At 73.5% G+C, this 16543-nt stretch carries 14 protein-coding genes; 5 read left to right on the top strand and 9 right to left on the bottom strand.

Going from position 1 to position 16543, the window contains the following annotated elements; genetic code table 11:
- The first annotated feature begins 39 nt into the window (after positions 1 to 39).
- From AB0H37_RS32665 to AB0H37_RS32675, 3 genes are read left to right on the top strand one after another with little or no spacing between them, the layout of a single operon-like run.
- Positions 40 to 918, top strand: a complete 879-nt coding sequence (locus tag AB0H37_RS32665; RefSeq protein ID WP_360616732.1) for an ABC transporter permease — start codon at positions 40 to 42, stop codon at positions 916 to 918.
- A gap of 25 nt (positions 919 to 943) precedes the next feature.
- Positions 944 to 1978 carry an ABC transporter ATP-binding protein gene (locus tag AB0H37_RS32670; protein WP_360616733.1) on the top strand — a complete coding sequence of 345 codons (1035 nt, stop codon included), beginning with the start codon at positions 944 to 946 and terminating at the stop codon, positions 1976 to 1978.
- On the top strand, positions 1975 to 3060 hold the full coding sequence (locus AB0H37_RS32675) for an oligopeptide/dipeptide ABC transporter ATP-binding protein (RefSeq protein ID WP_360616734.1): 1086 nt from the start codon (positions 1975 to 1977) through the stop codon (positions 3058 to 3060). Before AB0H37_RS32670 ends, AB0H37_RS32675 begins: the two co-directional genes overlap by 4 nt.
- Before the next feature lie 43 nt (positions 3061 to 3103).
- Here the strand turns inward: AB0H37_RS32675 and AB0H37_RS32680 are convergent, their stop codons facing one another.
- The 3 genes from AB0H37_RS32680 to AB0H37_RS32690 form a co-directional block, all read right to left on the bottom strand.
- Entirely contained in the window at positions 3104 to 3760 is a 657-nt protein-coding gene (locus AB0H37_RS32680) for a TetR family transcriptional regulator (protein WP_360616735.1), read from the bottom strand.
- Between the two features lie 95 nt (positions 3761 to 3855).
- Positions 3856 to 4449 carry a lytic polysaccharide monooxygenase gene (locus tag AB0H37_RS32685; protein WP_329091169.1) on the bottom strand — a complete coding sequence of 198 codons (594 nt, stop codon included), beginning with the start codon at positions 4447 to 4449 and terminating at the stop codon, positions 3856 to 3858.
- Between the two features lie 249 nt (positions 4450 to 4698).
- Positions 4699 to 7590: a M36 family metallopeptidase gene (locus tag AB0H37_RS32690; protein WP_360616736.1), complete on the bottom strand. Its 2892-nt coding sequence runs from the start codon at positions 7588 to 7590 to the stop codon at positions 4699 to 4701.
- Between the two features lie 412 nt (positions 7591 to 8002).
- On the opposite strand from AB0H37_RS32690, the gene AB0H37_RS32695 reads away from it, so the two are divergent.
- On the top strand, positions 8003 to 8725 hold the full coding sequence (locus AB0H37_RS32695) for a hypothetical protein (protein ID WP_329091172.1): 723 nt from the start codon (positions 8003 to 8005) through the stop codon (positions 8723 to 8725).
- Positions 8726 to 8756: 31 nt separating this feature from the next.
- On the opposite strand, the gene AB0H37_RS32700 is transcribed toward AB0H37_RS32695, so the two are convergent.
- The 6 genes from AB0H37_RS32700 to AB0H37_RS32725 are packed head-to-tail and all read right to left on the bottom strand — an operon-like array spanning position 8757 to position 14852.
- Positions 8757 to 9629, bottom strand: a complete 873-nt coding sequence (locus AB0H37_RS32700) for a class I SAM-dependent methyltransferase (protein ID WP_360616737.1) — start codon at positions 9627 to 9629, stop codon at positions 8757 to 8759.
- Complete coding sequence (rfbB, locus tag AB0H37_RS32705; protein WP_179834717.1) at positions 9626 to 10624, bottom strand: dTDP-glucose 4,6-dehydratase; 999 nt, start codon at positions 10622 to 10624, stop codon at positions 9626 to 9628. The genes AB0H37_RS32700 and rfbB overlap by 4 nt, the downstream gene beginning before the upstream one ends.
- Positions 10625 to 10661: 37 nt before the next feature.
- Complete coding sequence (locus AB0H37_RS32710; protein WP_360616738.1) at positions 10662 to 11615, bottom strand: homocysteine S-methyltransferase family protein; 954 nt, start codon at positions 11613 to 11615, stop codon at positions 10662 to 10664.
- Positions 11616 to 11634: 19 nt separating this feature from the next.
- Positions 11635 to 12753, bottom strand: a complete 1119-nt coding sequence (locus AB0H37_RS32715) for an aminotransferase class I/II-fold pyridoxal phosphate-dependent enzyme (protein WP_360616739.1) — start codon at positions 12751 to 12753, stop codon at positions 11635 to 11637.
- Between the two features lies 1 nt (position 12754).
- Positions 12755 to 14062 (bottom strand): cysteine desulfurase, encoded by a 1308-nt coding sequence (locus AB0H37_RS32720; protein ID WP_360616740.1) that lies wholly within the window; start codon positions 14060 to 14062, stop codon positions 12755 to 12757.
- Positions 14055 to 14852 (bottom strand): crotonobetainyl-CoA--carnitine CoA-transferase, encoded by a 798-nt coding sequence (locus AB0H37_RS32725; protein WP_329091183.1) that lies wholly within the window; start codon positions 14850 to 14852, stop codon positions 14055 to 14057. The genes AB0H37_RS32720 and AB0H37_RS32725 overlap by 8 nt, the downstream gene beginning before the upstream one ends.
- Before the next feature lie 278 nt (positions 14853 to 15130).
- Between AB0H37_RS32725 and AB0H37_RS32730 the strand changes: the two genes are divergently transcribed.
- On the top strand, positions 15131 to 16483 hold the full coding sequence (locus AB0H37_RS32730) for a nucleotide sugar dehydrogenase (RefSeq protein WP_360616741.1): 1353 nt from the start codon (positions 15131 to 15133) through the stop codon (positions 16481 to 16483).
- The last annotated feature ends 60 nt before the right edge of the window (positions 16484 to 16543 follow it).

A 16543-nucleotide genomic window follows, 5' to 3' on the forward strand; every position in this document is an offset into this window, starting at 1 on the left:
CCAGGGGGCGTGGGGGACCGTCCCTCACAAGGAGGAAGCATGAGTGCCATCGCTCCCGCCGTGATCCCGGTCCCGGCGGCCCGGCGGCGCAGGAGGCTGCCCGCGCGCGCGTGGGCGGGCCTCGGGATCGTCGGGCTGTTCGTCCTGGCGGCCGTGTTCGGGCCGATGCTGATGCCCTACGACCCGGCCGCGACCGACCTGCCGCACCGGCTGCTGGCGCCGGGGTCCCGTCTCGGGGACGGGTCGGTCGCGTGGCTCGGCACCGACCAGGTCGGGCGCGACATGCTGACCGCGCTGCTCGCCGGCAGCCGCGTGTCGCTGCTGGTCGGCGCCGCCACCGTGCTCATCGGCGGCGCCGTGGGCCTGGTGGCGGGGCTCGTGTCCGGCTACTTCGGCGGCTGGACCGACGGCGTCCTGTCCCGGTTCGGGGACGTGCAACTGGCGTTCCCGTCGATCCTGCTGGCCATCCTCATCGCGGGCGTCCTCGGCCCGAGCGTCACCAACATCGTCATCACGCTGGCGGTGACCCGCTGGGTGATCTTCGCGCGGGTGGTGCGGGCGTCCGCGCTCGCGACCCGGGACCTGGAGTTCGTCGACTCGGCGCGGGTGCTCGGCGCGGGGCACGCGCGGATCCTGCTCCGGCACGTGCTGCCGTCGTGCTGGCAGCCGCTGCTGGTCGCGGCGACCGTGCAGATCGGCCTGGTCATGGTGGCGGAGGCGTCGCTGAGCTTCCTCGGCCTCGGCATCCCGCCGGACCAGGCGTCGTGGGGCGCGACCGTCTCGGCGGGCCGCGACTACCTCGGCTCGGCCTGGTGGATCTCCACGATGCCGGCGATCGCGCTGGCCGCCGTCGTCACCGGCGTCGGCCTCGTGGGCGACGCCTTCCGCGACCTCACCGACCCGCGCTCGCAGATCTGATGGCGCACATCCCATGGAGGCGCACATGACCGTTCCAGCCGTCGATCACGCGCACGCCCCGGCCTCCGGGGACGTGGCCGCGGAGCTGCGCGACGTGCACATCGGGTTCCGCTCCGGCCGGCAGGTCACGCCGGTCGTGCGGGGCGTCGACCTGCGGCTGCGGCGCGGCCGCGTCCTCGCCCTGGTCGGCGAGTCGGGCAGCGGCAAGAGCCTGACCTCGCTCGCGCTCATCGGGCTGCTGCCGCCCGGCGCGCAGGTCACCTCCGGCTCCGTCGTCCTGGACGGCGAGGACACGGGCGGGTTCTCGGCCCGGCGCTGGCGCGAGACCCGCGGCAGCCGCGTCGCGATGATCTTCCAGGATCCGATGGCGGCGCTGAACCCCGGCTTCGCCGTCGGCCCGCAGATCGCCGAGCCCTTCCGGCGGCGCCTCGGCCTCGGCCGGCGGGAGGCCCGGGAACGGGCGGTCGCGCTGATGCGCGAGGTCGGCATCGCCGGCGCCGAGTCCCGCTACCGCGACCACCCGCACGAGTTCTCCGGCGGCATGCGGCAGCGCGCGGTGATCGCGATGGCGCTGGCGCTCGGCCCGTCGGTGCTGCTCGCCGACGAGCCCACCACCGCGCTCGACGTCACCGTGCAGGCGCAGATCCTGCGGCTGCTGGCGCGCCGGCAGCGCGAGGCCGACCTCGCGACGCTGCTGGTCTCGCACGACCTCGGGGTGGTGGCGCGGGTCGCGCAGGACGTCGCGGTCATGTACGCCGGGCGGATCGTGGAGCGCGGCCCGCTGGACGCCGTCTACACGCGTCCCGCCCACCCGTACACGCTCGGCCTGCTGGAGGCCATGCCGGACTCCGGGTCCGGCGGGCGCCTCAAGCCGATCGACGGCGTCCCGCCGGACCCGCGGCACCGTCCCGGCGGCTGCGCGTTCCACCCGCGCTGCCCGTTCGCGACCGAGAGGTGCCGCACCGAGGACCCGCCGCTCACCGAGGACGGCGACCGCGCCATCGCCTGCCACCACTCCGCGGAGGTCGTCGCCTCCCAGCACAGCGAGGAGCCCCGATGACGGCCACCGCGCAGGACACCGAGGTCGTGCTCAAGGTCAGCGGCCTGGAGGCGGGGTACGAGCGCCCCGGCCGCCACGGGTTCGGGCGGCGGCGGGTCCCCGTCGTCGCCGGGCTCGACCTGACCGTGCGGGCCGGGCGGACGCTCGGCGTCGTCGGCGAGTCGGGCTGCGGCAAGTCGACGCTGGCGCGGGCCGTGGTGGGGCTGCGTCCCGCGTTCGCCGGCTCGATCGAGTTCGCGGGCGCCGACCTGGCGTCCGTCCCGCCCCGGCGGCGGCGCCGCATGAGCCGCGACCTGCAGATGGTGTTCCAGGACCCCTACACGTCGCTGAATCCGAGGATGACCGTCGCCGACGTCATCGCCGAGGGCTGGCGCGTCCATTCCGGGATCGTGCCGCGCGACCGTGCGGACGCCGAGGTCGCCCGGCTCCTCGATCTCGTGGGCCTGAGCCCCGAGCACGGCCCCCGGCACCTGCACCAGCTGTCGGGCGGCCAGTGCCAGCGCGTCGCGATCGCCCGCGCCCTGGCGCTGCGGCCGAAGCTCCTGGTGTGCGACGAGGCGGTGTCCGCCCTGGACGTGTCGGTCCGCGCCCAGATCCTCAACCTGCTGGCCGACCTGCAGTCCGAACTGGGCGTGGCGTACCTGTTCATCTCCCACGACCTGGACGTCGTCCGGCACATCGCCCACGACGTCGCCGTCATGTACCTCGGGACGATCGTGGAGCAGGGTCCGGCCGACGAGGTGTTCGGCGACCCGCAGCACCCCTACACGCGGGCGCTGCTGTCGGCGGCGCCGTCCGTCCACGACCGGCCGGACGACGACGCCGGTGAGATCGTGCTGCGCGGGGAGGTGCCGTCGCCGGCCGAGCCGCCCAGCGGGTGTCGGTTCCGGACACGCTGCTACATGGCCGCCGACGTCTGCGAGCGGGAGACGCCCGCGCTCGTCCCGCGGGGCGGGCCGCCCCAGGCGGTGGCCTGCCACTTCGCCGACGGCGCCGGCACGACGGCCCCGCCCGCGCAGGAACGGGCGCCGGAGGAACGGGCGCCGGAGGGCGGGGCGCGCGAGGGTCAGGCGCGGCCGTAGGCGTCGTCGATCTGCGCTTCGCTCTGCGCGTCGGTCTGGACGGTCAGCTCGGGGATCGCGGATCGTCGGCCGGCCGGGGGCCGCGGGCCTCGGACGCGGCGGCGGGCAGCCCGCCGAGGACGAGGTCGACGAGACCGTCCACGACGGCCTCGCGCGGCACGTCGTCGGCGTGGTCGAGCCACCAGTCGCCGACCGTCTGCACCATGCCGACGATCGCGTGCCCCCACACGTAGGCGCGGGTCCGGTCCGCCATCTCCCCCTCGGCGATCATCACCTCGGCCAGCTCCCGGCTCACGTCCCGGATCATGGTGCTCATCGCGCTGTGCGTGGCCGTGTCCTCGGCGCTCGCCCGGTGCATGAGGAACCGGTAGAGGTTGAGGTTCTTGGAGATCGTCGCCAGGTAGGTGTCGATGGTGGAGCGGGTGCGGTCGCGGATCGGGTCGCCGCGGGAGAACTCGTCCCGGATCCCCTCGATCAGCTTGCGCGTGTGCCGCTCGGCGAGCGCCTGGTAGAGACCGCTCTTGTCGCCGAAGTGGCGGTACAGGATCGGCTTGCTGATCCCCGCCTCGGCGGCGATCGCGGCCATGGACGCCTCGGGGCCCTCCCGCTGGATGACCCGGTCGGCGGCCTCCAGCAGGGCACGGCGGCGACCGGGATCACGCCGTGGTCCGGGCCCCGGCGGGCCCGCCGCACTCGTCATGACAGCACGGTATCCGGGGGTGTTACCCGGTGACAACACCGGCCCGCCCGCGGCGGGGAGGCGTGCCCGCCGCGGGCCTGCCCTCTTCCCGCGGATCAGCCGAAGTCGAGGTCAGAGCACTGGTAGAAGGCGTTGCCGGTGTCGGCGATGTCCCACACGGCGAGCAGGATGTGCCGCCCGTGCCGCTGCGGGAGCGTCCCGGTGTGGGTGGTCTGGCCGGACGGCGGCCGCCCGTTGTAGTTCTGCTGGAGGAACGGCGTGAGGTCCAGCGCGTCCCGGGTCAGCGGCCTGGTGGCGTCCCAGCCGTCCTTGGTGAGGAAGTACCGGAAGGACGTGGTGGCGTGCGCGGCGGTGAACTGCCAGCTGATGCCGAACGACCCGCCGGCCGGCACCTTCGTCGCGGGCCACCCGGTGCCGCCGCGCTGGTCGTCGAGCGGCGCCCAGCGTCCGTCGGCGCCCGCGCAGATCTTTCCGTCGCCCGGTCCGCGCTGCGGGAACCCCTTCGGGCCCTCGACGCCGTCGGGGTCCCACTGCACCTGGCCGCAGTTGCGGACCTGGTGCGTTCCGCACAGGTAGCTGCGGCTCGGGGGCGAGGTGGTGTACCCGTGCGACCACGCCGGCACGGCGAGCGCCAGCGGCAGCCCGGCGGTCACGGCGGCGGCCACGGCGAGGCTGGTCTTCCTTGGCATCCTGTTTCTCCTTGGCGGGGGGTACGGCGTACCCGGGAGCGGAGGGGGAGCCGGCCCGAGGGCCAACTCTAAGGAAACTTTCCTTTTAGAAAGTCGCGTCGCCGTGCCGCCCCGTCAACACGACCGGCCGGGGTCGGGCACGCGGAGACAACGCCCTGGCAGGCATTGCCAAGCGTCCGGCCGATCGGCGCCGGCCGCGCAGGCGAAGCGGGGGGCGGATGTTTCCGCCCCCCGCCTGGCCTGTGCCGCCTACCGGGCGAACGCCTGGATCTCGGCGGTCCGGACGATGCCCGCGCCCGGGCTCGCTGTGCCGCAGTCGGTGCCCGACCGCGGGTCGCGGTCCTGCTCACCCGCGTAGGCCGGCGCGCCGGTGCACTGGCTGGACACCACGTCGAGCCGCAGGTGAGTCGCGGTGGCGTCCCGCAGGTCGAACGAGCGCATGATCAGATCGGGCGCCGTGGGCCGCGGCCGGTCGGCCGGGAAGGCGTCGGAGGGGCTGGTGTAGACGGTGCGGTACGAGGCCGTCTGCGCGCAGTCGGCCTTGGAGGCGTCGCAGGCCAGCAGCCGGAAGGCGCGCAGCGCCGTGAACCGGTTCTGCGTGCCGCCCGAGCCCTCCGGGTCGCCCGCCGCCGACGGCCGCAGCATCGCGCTGACCTGCACCCGGCCGATCCTGACAGGGCGGTCGCCGGCCAGGTCGACGGTCACCTGCCGACCGGTCACCGGGGCCGTCACCGACTGCCAGTTGGTCGCCTCCGTCTCGTCCAGCAGCGCGGCCTGGGACGCGCCGTCGCCGGTCGCCGTCGCCCCGTTGGCGCTCGCGGCCTCGTTGCGGGACATCGCGACCGGCAGTGTCCGCTGCGACGCGCCGATCACGGCGGTGAACCTCCGGTGCCCGAAGCCCGCGCCCACCGCGACGAAGGAGTACCGGCCCGGGGTGAGCGCGACGGTGTCGCCGAGCGGGGTCGCGGGGTCGGTGTCGGCGACGGGGACCGCGCGGGCCTCGTAGTCGCCCACGTACAGCCGCACCTTGCCGCCCCTGGCGTCCCCGAGGGGCGTCAGCCGGACGCGGGCGTCGCGCGACAGGGGCGAGGCGAAGCTCGGCGTCGGGTCGGCGTCGGCGGGGCCGTTGCTGGCGGCGTCCTCCCCCAGGCCGTGCTCGGCGAAGACCTTCCACATCATCTCGTGGTCCCTGCCGCCGAAGCGGATGGCGTCGGCGGCCAGCAGGGCGTCGCGGTGGTCGACGTAGCTGACCGCGCCGCCGGCCATGAGCAGCAGCGCGTCGAACGACACCTGCGCCCACCGCCGGTTGCCCGGGCACTGGGCCACCGGCACCGTCCCGTCGGCGCACTTGCGCTGCGCCGCGGCGCCGCCGTCGCCGTACCGCCGGACGAACGCCTCACGCAGGTCGAACTGGGTGGCGGTCCAGATCTCGCCGTCGGCGTGGACCTGGGTGCCGACCAGGTCGTACCCGAGGTCGGCGTAGTTCAGCGGGCTCCGGCTCATGTCGTAGTTGCGGATACCGGCGAGCCGGTCGCCGGTGACGTACCCGCCGATGACGTACGGTGTGCGGCCGGGCTGGCGCAGCCCGTACTCGTTGAGGTACTCCATGGCGAACAGGTCGGAGGTGCTCTCGTTCATGGCGCCCGCCTGCGGCCCGCTCCACCCGGCGTCCGGTCCCGCGATCATGCGGCCGGAGATGGCGTGGGTGTACTCGTGCCCGATGACGCTCATGTCGAAGTCGCCGTCGACGCACGGCGGGTAGAACGAGCCCGCGATCGGCTGCCACAGGTACATGTTGGTGATGGCGGGGATCCCGTCCGGCGGGGTGATCTGGTTGGCGTTGTCGCGGACGGTCGGGAAGCGCGCCCCGGCCTGCGCGTTGCCCTGCTCGGGGTCGCCGCCCAGCCCGCCGCGCTCACCGTTGTCGGCCTGCATGTTCCAGGCCGACTCGGTGAAGCCGAGCCGGTAGGACCAGTCGTGCATCCTGTTGTGCTGGACGAACAGGTTGGACATGGCCGGTTCCAGATCCGCTTCCTGCGGGCTGTCCATCGTCGCGGGATCGCACTTGCCGGTGTACCACTGGTTGGTCCACGGATACGTGTAGTTGCGGTCGGGCTTCGGCGCGCTGGTGCGGGTCCCGACCGTGAAGGGGTCGCTGCTCGCGCGGTTCTCGTGCGTCCTCGCCGCGTTGCCCACGGTCGTCGTGCTCGGCGCGCCGGTCGCCGGGTCGACGTCCCAGGGCCGTCCGCCGGAGGGGTCGCCGCCGATGGCGCGGCAACCCGCGGCGGGCGCGAAGCACCAGGTCTCCCGGGTGTCTCGGGAGGAGTAGTCGCCGGGCGGGGTCGCCGGGAACACCGCCCAGCGCGGGTTGTCGCCGTCGTGGTCGACGAGGTTCTCCCGCACGAGCACCGAGCCGGTCCGGGCGTCGACGTGGGACGTGACCGCCTTAGGCTCGGCCCCGGAGGCGTCCATGAGCGTGACCTGGTAGGCGCTGCGGACGCCCGCGGCCGTGGGCACCGCGACGAGCCGCACCCTGCGGGGGTCGCCGGCCGACGCGGAGATGCCCGCGTCCCGCCCGGCGGCGACCATCGCGTCCTTCGGGGAGAGCGTGGCGGGCGCCGGGGCGGCGCCGTCCCGGGAGAGGGTCGAGGTGACCGAGACGACCTTGCCGCCGGTCACGCCGACGGCCACCAGCCCGTCGTGTCCGGCGGGCAGGCCGCCGAACCGCTGGCGCAGCAGCACGGCCGCGCCGTCGCCGATCGGGTTGACGGCGACCTTCTCCAGGGCGCCGACCGCGGCGGCGTCGAGGCCGAACAGGTCCCGGTGCCCGGCCAGGTACGCGCGGGCGGCCTTCTCCGGGTCCGCGGGCAGCCCGCCTGCGAGGGGCCCGGCACCGGTCACCGAGGCGGGGGTGCCGAGCTTGTTCCACCGCACGGTCACGCCGCGGGCGGCGCCCATCTGGCGGCTCGTCGGGGCCAGACGCCCCGGTCGCGCGTCCTTGTCGGCCGGTTCGGTGTGCTCTCCCGGCGGCCGCGGGCGGGGAGGTCGCGGCTCGGCCCGTCCGGGGACTGCGAGGCCGACGGTGAGGAGTGTTCCGGTGGCCGCCAGAGCGGTCACGGTGGTCCAGCGTGTCCTGGGCACCTTTGCCTCCTGGAGGCGGGCCCGAGGGCCCGGTCTCGGGGGGATCGACCGGAGGGGACGCCCGGCCGATCTAGAGACAAGCAGCGCTCACGTACCTCAACTATGGCGAATAGCGACATTTAGGAAGTGCCGCCGGGCGGCGGTCTTCGCCCTTGACACCGCCGTTTCCCCCGGGGCCCCACGTCAGGCGCCCCGCCGCCCCGCGTTGGCCGGCTCCCGTGACCGCCCGGCCGGATGACCGGGCCCGGCCACCGGCGCGCCGCACCGCGGTCCGAAGCCTCACCGGCACGAGAACAGACCCTGACCTGCCTGTGGTCTTCGGTCTTCCGGCGCCGGGGAGGGAGCAGGATGATCGCCGCGTTCGACATGCCGCGCCGGAACCCGCGCGCGACGCGGCGGCGGGGAGAGCAGCATGAACTGGACAGGCTCACGCCGGGCGGCCGCTTCTGGGGCGCTCGCCGGATTGATCGTCGTGGTCCCGGTGACTCTGGAGCCGGCGCATGCCAGCCCTCCGACCGGGCCCCGGCCGTCAGGAGACGCCACGGCCGCGCAACAGACCGGCCCGCGCACGCCACGGCCGCCTCAGCTCCCGCGGGACTTCCACGGGACCGGCACATGGATCGTCCGGGACCTCGGCATCACGGTCCCGTTCACCTGGACGGGGAGAGACGGGGACAGCCAGATGGTCGCGGGCGGCCCGCAGTACCCGATCTGGTTCACGAACCTCATCTACAAGAATTCCCTCTACACCCTGACTTACAAATGGCCCGGTCTCAATGACCACCAGTGCTCGCGAATCCCGGGGTTCGACCTCGACCTTCTGAACCGGAAACTCAGGACGGCGCGGTTCGTCGGGCGGGAGATCCTGCAGCGAAGTCCGCAGCGCCACGTGAACCACTGGCGGGTCGGTGTCGTCGCTCCGCAACTGCCCCCGGGGAAATACCTCAGGTTCCCGCTCGCCCTCGGCGACATCTATGTCGACCAGCAGGATCCGACGACCTTCTGGCAGGTGCTGCAGTTCGGTCTCCAGAACCTCTACGACCCCGAACTGGACGAGTGGCTGGTGATGTCGACGTTCGAACACGGTCCCGGCAGGGTCACACTCCCCCGCCGGTGCCCGCCGCCCGCACCGTGACATCACCAGCCCATGCGCAGAGCCTCGCGAACTACTCCCGGGCGGGCGCGACGGCCCGGATGATCAGCGCCGTCGACGGCAGCGTGAACGCCCCACCGTTGGAACGGTAGGGCCCGGTGGCGTCGGCGAAGGCCCGCCACGTGCCGGGGTCGTCCGCGGACCCGAAGCGCTCCGCGACCTTCCGCAGCAGCATCGGCGGCGTCACGGCCTTGGTGAACGCGACGCACTGCTCGACGGAGTCGAACGGGAACCGCACGACGAACTCGGTCACCGACACGTCGGTGAACCCCGCCGCGGTGACCTCGGCGGCGAGCCGCTCCGGGTCGGCCATGCTGAACGGGCCCGGCATGCCCGGCGGCGGGGGCGGCAGTTCGAGCCGCTCGCTCAGCACCCGGAAGCCCAGCGAGATCGTCGGCGCGCTGGGCGCCTCGCTCCAGACCGCCGCGGCGAGCACGCCGCCCGGGACCAGGAGCCGGGCGAGTCCGCGGAAGGCGGCGACCCGGTCCACCGCGAACATCAGCCCCCAGCGGCTGAGCACGACGTCGAACGAGGCCGCCGGCAGGTCGATGGACTCCACGTCGGCCTCGGCGAACTCGACGTTGGGCGTGCCCTCGGCCCGGCGCCTGGCCAGGTCGAGCATCGCCGGGGAGATGTCCACGCCGGTCACCCGCCCGGTGGGCCCCACCCGCCGGGCCGCCGTCAGGGCGGGCTCCCCGTGGCCGGTCCCGACGTCGAGGACCGTGTGGCCCGCCCGCACGCCGCCGAGGTCGAGCAGCCGCTCCGTCACCGCGGCCGCTCCCAGCTCGAACCTCTCCTGCGCCCCCTCCCAGTTCGAACTGAGGGCGTCCCAGGAGGCCCGCTGCCCCTGCTTGACGGCGGCCGGGTCGATGTTCGCAGCCGTCACGAGTTCACCTCCACGTCCCGCGACACGTGCAACGTGAGCGGCTCCCACCACTCGCGGTTGTCCCGGTACCAGGCGACGGTCTCCGCGAGGCCGGCCACGAGGTCCCGGCGCGGCCGGAACCCGAGCTCGGTCGCGGTCTTCGTGCAGTCCATCGCGTACCGGCGGTCGTGCCCCTTGCGGTCCTCCACGTACGACACCGTGTCCCAGCCCGCGCCGCACTGGGCGAGCAGCCGGCCGGTCAGCTCGCGGTTGGTCAGCGGAACGCCGCCGATGTTGTAGACCTCGCCCGCCCGGCCCCTGGTCAGCGCCAGGTGCACGGCGCGGCAGTGGTCGTCGACGTGGAGCCACTCGCGGACGTGCAGCCCGTCGCCGTACAGCGGCACCTTCCCCCCGTCGAGCAGCTCGGTGACGAACAGCGGGACGATCTTCTCGGGGAACTGGTACGGGCCGTAGGTGTTGGAGCCCCGGGTGATCCGGACGTCCATCCCGAAGGTCCTGTGGCAGGCGAGCACGATGAGGTCGGCCGCGGCCTTGGACGCCGCGTACGGGTTGCTGGGCGCCAGCGGGTCCCGCTCGCTCCACCGCCCCGTCCCGATCGGCCCGTACACCTCGTCGGTCGACACGTGCACGAACGGGGCGGTGCCGTGGCGGCGCGCCGCCTCCAGCAGCGTCTGCGTGCCGAGGACGTTGGTGACGACGAAGTCCTGCGCGCACCGGATCGACCGGTCGACGTGCGATTCCGCGGCGAAGTGGACGATCGCGTCGTGGCCGGCGACGAGTTCGTCGACCACCGCGGCGTCCGCGACGTCCCCGTGGACGAAGGCGAAGCCGTGCGCGCGGCGCACCGGGTCGAGGTTGGCCAGGTTGCCGGCGTAGGTGAGCTTGTCCAGAACGGTGACCTGGTGCGCGCCGCCTCCGGCCCGCTCCGGGTCGAGGAGCCTGCGCACGTAGTGGGACCCGACGAATCCGGCGCCGCCGGTCACGAGGATCCTCATGAGCCGATCCGCGCTCGGCGGGGGACGCCGCGGACCCTCATCGCCCGCTCCGGAGCAGCCGCTCGTGGGCGGCGGCCAGATGGTCCGGTGTCGTGCCGCAGCAGCCGCCGACCACGTCGAGGGAGAACTCCGCGTCCCAGCGGGCGATCAGATCGGCGAACTCGTCGGGCCCCAGCGCGGCGGGGACGTGCCGGTCGACGTGCGCCGAACGGGGGATGCCGTTGCGGTCCTCGATGTTGGGATAGGCGCCGATGGGGCCCGAGCAGGCGTCCCGCAGCGCCCGCAGCGCCGTCTCGCTGTCGGCGGGAGCGGTGCAGTTGACGAGCACGGCCTCGGCGCCCTCCCGTTCGACGGCGCCGGCCGCCTCGGTCAGCTTCTCCCCCGACAGCAGCCGGGCGTCGGCGTCGCACACGAAGCCGACCCAGGCGCGGGCGCCCGCCCGCAGCGCCTCTTCCAGCGCGATGCGCGCCTCGCGCTCGGAGTTCATCGTCTCGATCACGACGAGGTCCACGCCCACCCGCATCAGTTCCGTCACCAGCCAGCGGTGCTCGGCCCGCAGTTCGTCGTCGGGCGGAACCAGGTCGGGCCGGTAGCAGTCCTCGACGGGCCCCACCGAGCCCGCGATCAGCGTGCGGTCCGCGTCCCCCCGTCCGTCCGCCCGCCCCTCCTCGCCGGCGCGCACCGCCGACTGGGCCACGCCGACGGCGGCGTGCACCATCCACGCCAGGCCGGCGTCGAAGAGGCCCAGACGGCTGAGCGCCCGCAGGTTGCACCGGAAGGTGTTGGCGGTGATCACCTGCGCTCCGGCGCCCAGGTAGCCCTGGTGGATCCCCCGCAACCGCGTGCGGTCGGCCTCGGAGTTCATGGCCCGGTTGGTCCACCACGGCCCGTCGACGCTCATACCGGCGCGCTGCAGTTCGGTCGCGGTCCCGCCGTCCAGCCGCAGGGGTCCCTCGCCTCCGGACCGACGGCCCCCAGATAGGTCGTTCATGTGTCCATCCCTCCGCAGTTCAGAGCGCGTCCATCAGGTCCCGCACCAGGTCGGCCGGGTCCTCGATGCCCGCCGATACCCGAATGAGGTCGTCCGAGATGCCCAGCCGCCCCCGGACCTCGCGAGGGACGGAGGCGTGGGTCATCATGGCGGGGCACTCGATGAGCGAGCGCACGCCGCCGAGGCTGACCGCGCACGCGTACAGCCGCACCCGGTCCAGGAGCTTCTCCGGATCGCCGAGGTACTCGAAGCTCAGGATCGACCCGGGCGCCGACATCTGCCGGGCCGCCACCTCGTGCTGCGGATGCTCGGGCAGCCCCGGATAGTGGACGGCGCCCACCCGCTCGCACCCGCGCAGCGCGGCGGCGATCGCCTCCGCATTGCCGACCTGCCGCGCCACGCGCAACGAGAGCGTCTTGAGCCCGCGATGCACCAGGAAGCAGTCGAGGCCGCCGGGCACGCCCCCCGTGGTGGTGCGGTGGGACGCCAGCTCGCGGTGCAGGTCCTCGTCGTCGTAGACCAGGGCGCCGCCGATGACGTCGGAGTGGCCGGCGATCGACTTGGTGGTGCTGTACAGGGTGATGTCGGCGCCGAACCGCAGCGGCTGCTGCAGCGCCGGGCCGGCGAGGGTGTTGTCCACCACGACGCGGGCGCCGGCCCGCCTGGCCCGCTCGCACACCACCGAGAGGTCGGCGACCTTCAGCAGCGGGTTGGTCGGCGCCTCCACCCAGATCATGTCCACGTCGTCGCCGAGCGCGGCGTCGAGCGCGCCCGCGTCGGTGAGGTCGACGTGGTCCACGGTGACCCCGTACCGGCCGAGGAGCGCGAACAGCGACCGGGTGCCGCCGTACACGTCGTCCGAGGCGATCAGCCTGCGGCCGGCGCGGAGCAGGGACAGCGCCGTCGTCCCCGCCGCCTGCCCGGAGCTGAAGGCGAGCGCGAAGCGCGCGTCCTCCAGCCCCGCCAGGCAGCGTTCGAGGGCCTCGCGCGTCGGGTTCTCGCCGCGCGAGTAGAAGTAGCGCAACGGGTCCTGCACCCGCCGCTCGAACGTCGCCGCGACATGGACGGGCGGCACCACGTCTCCGGTGACGCCGTCGGATTCCTGGCCGAGGTGGACCAGCCTTGTGTCGAAGCGCATGTCACAGGAAACGCGTCGTCGGGTGGTCGGTGGTCCACGAGCCCGGCCGCACCGAGCGCAGGGCGTCGGCCACGACGTCGATCTCGTCGGCGGTGTTGTAGACGGCGAACGACATCCGCACGGTCCCGAGCAGGCCCATCTCGTCCAGGAAGGTGCTGGCGCAGTGCACGCCGCTGCGCACGGCCACGCCGTGGCGGTCCAGATGCCCGCCGACGTCGTAGGGGTGGATGCCGTCGACGACGAAGGACACGATCCCGCTGGGCGCTGCGGCGGGGTCGCCGACGACCCGCACGCCGTCGATCCGCCGCAGCGACTCGACCGCGTGCCGCACCAGCGCCTCGTCATGCCGCCGCACGGCGTCCCAGCCGAGGTCGCGGACGTACCGCAGCGCGGCGGCCAGGCCGACGGCCCCCGCGACGTTCGGGGTGCCCGCCTCGAACCTGGCGGGTACGGGAACGTAGCGGACGGGCTCGGTGTGGCTCACCCCCTTCACCGTCCCCCCGCCGACCTGGTAGGGCGGCAGCTCCGCGAGCAGGTCCCGCTTGCCGTACAGCACCCCGGTGCCCATCGGGCCGTAGGCCTTGTGCCCCGAGAAGCAGTAGAGGTCGGCGTCGAGCTCGCGCACGTCCACCGGCGCGTGCGGCACCGCCTGGGCGCCGTCCACGACGACCGGGACACCGCGCCGGTGCGCCTCGGCGATCATCTCGCGCACCGGGTTGACGGTGCCCAGCACGTTGGACACGTGGGCGACGGCGGCGATCCGGACGCGGGGGCCGAGGACGGCGGCGAAGGCCGCGGCGTCGACGGCGCCCCGCTCGTCGACGGGGGCGACCACCAGCTCCGCGCCCGCCCGCTCGCAGAGCCGCCGCCACGGCAGCAGGTTGGAGTTGTGCTCCATGCCGGTGACGACGACCTGGTCCCCTTCGCCGACCAGCCGGGCGCCCAGGCCGTCCGCGATCAGGTTCACGGCGTCCGTGGTGCCCCGGGTGAACACGATCTCGTCGGCGTGCTCGGCGCCGAGCGCCTGCCGCACGGTCTCGCGCGCCTCCTCGTAGCGGTCGGTGGAGGCCATGCTCAGCCGGTAGTACCCGCGGCCCACGTTGCTGTTCGCCGTGGAGTAGTAGTCGACGAGGGCGTCCAGGACCGCCTGCGGCTTCTGCGCCGTCGCGGCGTTGTCGAGGTAGACGAGCGGCTCGCCGCCTTGCGCGGTCGCCAGGATCGGGAAGTCGTCCCTGATGGATCTGGGAAGGAACGCCTGGTCCGCGAGCCGTACCGGAGATCCCCCTCCTTGCGGCATCACGTCAGTCATCCGGACTCCTCTCGGGCTGGAACAGGCTCGTGAACGCGTCGAGGAATCGCACCGGGAACGCGAAGACCTTCTGCTCCGGGTACGGACGGCGGGCCGGCGGCAGGTAGCCGGGGTCCCCGGGCCCCGGCAGCCCGCCCGCGCCGTCCAGGAGGTGCGGGCCGTAGAAGAACCAGCAGATCTGGCCGATCTGCTCGGTGAACAGGATCGGATGCACGTCCCGCGAGTACGTGTGCATGTGGCAGAAGGCCGCGAGGAACTCCCCCTTCGGGCCGAAGCCGTTGCCGAGCATCACGTGCCCGAAGATGTCGTGCACGGCCCGGAACAGGTCGTTGTGGCAGAACTCCACGCCGTCGACCACGACGCCCGACGGCCCGGACAGCGGATGGTCCCCGGCGGCCGGCGAGGGCCCGTGGCCCGAGCTGGTCAGGTAGACGTGGAGCCGTCCGGTCCGGTGCACGCTCTCGCGCAGGTGCCGCGATCCCTTGTACGGCTGCCCCTCTCCGAGCCACGGGGCGATCTCGATGCCGGCCTCGACGATCGACCGGAACTGCCGCAGGTTCTGGCGCTTCAACCGGTCGTAGCGCCGGCGCAGCCCCGCGTCGCCGCCGCGCCTGGGCGCGCGGTCGTAGTACGCCGCCACGGCCCGGCAGTAGTCCTCGTCCAGCCGGACGGCGGTACGGGCCAGCCGGGCGATCGACGGGCCGCGCCCGCCCGCGGGGGCCCACTGGTCGACATGGCGCTGCGCCAGCGAGGACAGGTCGACGCCGGCAGGGCGTTCCTCGGTCACCATCTCCCGTTCCGGAGGTCACGAGCGCGAGGTCACTCACTTAACTATCATATAGCAAGTGATCGGACGACTCCAATGACCATGTCCGGAAGATCCCCGAGGACGAGCAGCAGGGCCCGCTGCGGACCGGTGGACTCGCAGGCCAGCCCAGGCCATCATCACTTCAGTAATATATTGCAACTAGGCCCGACGGCGCCAAGCCGATCGGCGGCGTCCGGCGGCCGCGCGCACGCCCGACCCGGCCACCGCCGCAGGCGCGGAGAACGACGAGGAAGGCGACCATGGAATTCTTGTCAGATTCTCCCAGCCCGCGGATCGCGATCCTGGGGTTCGGCTACATCGGCTCGTGCATCGGGGTGGCGCTGGCCGAGCGCGGCATGAGCGTCGTCGGCATCGACAGCGACGCATCGATGATCGCCGGGCTGCGGGCGGGCCGCTGCGCGATCCCCGAGCCCGGCCTGGCCGAGGCGCTGGCCCCGCTGGTCGCGAGCGCGCGGCTGGCGTGCACCACCGACTACGACGCCCTGCGCGAGGCCGACGTCGTGCTCATCACGGTCGGCACGCCCGTCGACGGGAACGGCGCCCTGCTGACCGCGCAACTGGAGGAGGTGTGCCGGCAGCTCGCACCCCGGCTGCGCGCCGGCCAGCTGGTCATCCTGAAGAGCACCGTCGCCCCGGGGACCACGCGCACGCTGGTCGTTCCGCTGCTGGAGAGCGGCGGCCTGGTCGAGGGGCGGGACTTCGGCCTCGCCTACTGCCCGGAACGGCTGGCCGAGGGGGACGCGCTGGCCCAGGTGCGCGAGCTGACGGTCATCGTCGGCGGGTGCGGCCCCGGCAGCACGGCGGCGGCGGCCCGGTTCTGGAAGGCGGCGCTGGACGTACCCGTCCGGATCGTGCCCACGGCCGACATCGCCGAGATCGTCAAGCTGGCCAACAACTGGTGGATCGACGCGAACGTCGCGATGGCCAACGAACTGGCCCGGTTCTGCGCGCTGTTCGAGGTCGACGTGATGGAGGTCATCGCCGCGGCGAACTCGCTGCCCAAGGGGGACGGGCGCGTCAACATCCTGCGGCCCGGCGCGGGCGTCGGCGGGCCGTGCCTGACCAAGGACCCGTGGATGACCTGGCGCACGGCCCGCGACCGCGGCGTCCGGCTGCGGACGGTGGAGACGGCGCGGCACGTCAACGACGCCATGCCCGAGTACGCCTACGAGGTCATCAGGGACGGCCTCGCCAAGCTGGGCAAGGACCTGGCGTCGGCGCGGATCGCCGTTCTCGGCGCCGCCTTCAAGAACGACACCGGCGACCTGCGCAACACCCCCGTCAAGGGCGTGGTCCAGGCCCTCCAGGCGGCAGGCGCGGAGGTACGGGTCTTCGATCCCCTCGCCGACAAGGAGCGGATCCGGTCGGAGGTGGGCGGCTCCCCCGTCGGCGACCTCGAACAGGCGGTGCGGGGCGCCGACTCCGTCGCCTTCCTCGCCGGGCACCGGCAGTTCCGCCACATCGACCTGGAACGGCTGCGGCGGCAGGTCGCGATGCCGTGCCTGATCTTCGACGGGCGCATGCACTACCGGGCGGAGACGATCCGGCGGCTGCGCGACCTCGGTTTCGGCTACCGCGGGATCGGGCGGTGAGCCGTGGCGCGAACGGCACCCGAATGCTATATATTTATATAGTTTCTGTTCGATGAGAAC

Origin of the sequence: Actinomadura sp. NPDC023710, assembly GCF_040639875.1 — a bacterium.
Taxonomy (GTDB): domain Bacteria; phylum Actinomycetota; class Actinomycetes; order Streptosporangiales; family Streptosporangiaceae; genus Spirillospora; species Spirillospora citrea.

Coding starts and splice junctions, on each gene's coding strand:
- AB0H37_RS32665 (WP_360616732.1), top strand. CDS start 40: ATGAGTGCCATCGCTCCCGCCGTGATCCCGGTCCCGGCGGCCCGGCGG.
- AB0H37_RS32670 (WP_360616733.1), top strand. CDS start 944: ATGACCGTTCCAGCCGTCGATCACGCGCACGCCCCGGCCTCCGGGGAC.
- AB0H37_RS32675 (WP_360616734.1), top strand. CDS start 1,975: ATGACGGCCACCGCGCAGGACACCGAGGTCGTGCTCAAGGTCAGCGGC.
- AB0H37_RS32680 (WP_360616735.1), bottom strand. CDS start 3,760: ATGACGAGTGCGGCGGGCCCGCCGGGGCCCGGACCACGGCGTGATCCC.
- AB0H37_RS32685 (WP_329091169.1), bottom strand. CDS start 4,449: ATGCCAAGGAAGACCAGCCTCGCCGTGGCCGCCGCCGTGACCGCCGGG.
- AB0H37_RS32695 (WP_329091172.1), top strand. CDS start 8,003: ATGAACTGGACAGGCTCACGCCGGGCGGCCGCTTCTGGGGCGCTCGCC.
- rfbB (WP_179834717.1), bottom strand. CDS start 10,624: ATGAGGATCCTCGTGACCGGCGGCGCCGGATTCGTCGGGTCCCACTAC.
- AB0H37_RS32710 (WP_360616738.1), bottom strand. CDS start 11,615: ATGAACGACCTATCTGGGGGCCGTCGGTCCGGAGGCGAGGGACCCCTG.
- AB0H37_RS32715 (WP_360616739.1), bottom strand. CDS start 12,753: ATGCGCTTCGACACAAGGCTGGTCCACCTCGGCCAGGAATCCGACGGC.
- AB0H37_RS32720 (WP_360616740.1), bottom strand. CDS start 14,062: ATGACTGACGTGATGCCGCAAGGAGGGGGATCTCCGGTACGGCTCGCG.
- AB0H37_RS32725 (WP_329091183.1), bottom strand. CDS start 14,852: ATGGTGACCGAGGAACGCCCTGCCGGCGTCGACCTGTCCTCGCTGGCG.
- AB0H37_RS32730 (WP_360616741.1), top strand. CDS start 15,131: ATGGAATTCTTGTCAGATTCTCCCAGCCCGCGGATCGCGATCCTGGGG.